This window comes from Neobacillus drentensis (assembly GCF_036965245.1).
Classification (GTDB): domain Bacteria; phylum Bacillota; class Bacilli; order Bacillales; family Cytobacillaceae; genus Neobacillus; species Neobacillus drentensis_G.
This window is the reverse complement of record NZ_JBALPG010000108.1, coordinates 32,545-33,555: the sequence shown is the minus strand read 5'-3', so window position 1 is coordinate 33,555 and position 1,011 is coordinate 32,545. Positions and strand designations below refer to the sequence as shown.

The following is a 1,011-nucleotide window of genomic DNA, read 5'->3' as shown; positions in this document are numbered from 1 at the left end:
TCATTATACTGTCAGGATTATCCAATGACAAATTATTGAACTTTTTTAAGAGGTGAATTTTTTTGCGACGTTCTTTAAAGTGGTTGGCGGTTGCCACTACAATCGGAATGATATTTATTTTACTCGGCGGGGCATTAGTGACAAAGACTGGTTCTGGAATGGGCTGCGGGAGATCGTGGCCATTATGTAATGGTAAATTTCTCCCGTCAGAAATAACACCGGAATTAATCATTGAACTTGCCCATCGACTAGTTTCTGGTGTTGGGGGCATCTTGGTTCTGGTCCTGTCGATTTGGTCATGGAAGGCGATCGGTCACATTCGGGAAACCAAATTTCTTTCCTTACTTTCCTTTTTCTTTTTACTATTACAAGGATTGATTGGGGCAGCTGCCGTAAAATGGGGGCAATCAAGTTTTGTCCTTGCCTTACATTTTGGTATTTCTCTCGTTTCTTTCGCAGCTGTATTTTTATTGACATTGCTGATTTTTGAAATTGATAAGAAGTTTGATGCTGAAAAGCTCTATATTGATAAACGAATGGGCTTTCATATCATCGGTGTTTCAATATATAGCTACTTTGTTATTTATACAGGTGCTTTAGTCCGGCATATGAAAGCAAGTCTCGTTTGCCGGGATTGGCCTTTATGCCTAAATGACGCCCCTTCATTACCGACTAACATCTATGAATGGGTGCAAATGGGACACCGGGCTGCTGCTGGTCTTATCTTTATCTGGATTGCTTATATTTTTTATTTGGCTGTTCGCCATTACAAAGATCAAAAAGTGCTTTACTGGGGATGGATGATCTCCTTTATCCTCGTATCATTACAAGTAATAGCTGGTGCTTTCATTATATTTAGCAGACTAAACTTGTATATTGCACTTCTACACGCATTCTTTATTACTTGCTTGTTTGGAGTCTTAAGTTATTTTCTTTTGTTATATTCTAGGTCTAAAAGAAATCATCAATAAAAAAGTTGCCGGAAAAAAATCCGGCAACTTTTTTTATTAA

At 38.1% G+C, this 1,011-nt stretch carries 1 protein-coding gene; it reads left to right on the top strand.

Annotation, left to right across the window (positions count from 1 at the left end; all coding sequences use genetic code 11):
• Positions 1-62 precede the first annotated feature (62 nt).
• A complete protein-coding gene (locus V7150_RS19850) occupies positions 63-971 on the top strand; it encodes a COX15/CtaA family protein (protein ID WP_335521738.1) in 909 nt (302 codons plus the stop codon).
• The last annotated feature ends 40 nt before the right edge of the window (positions 972-1,011 follow it).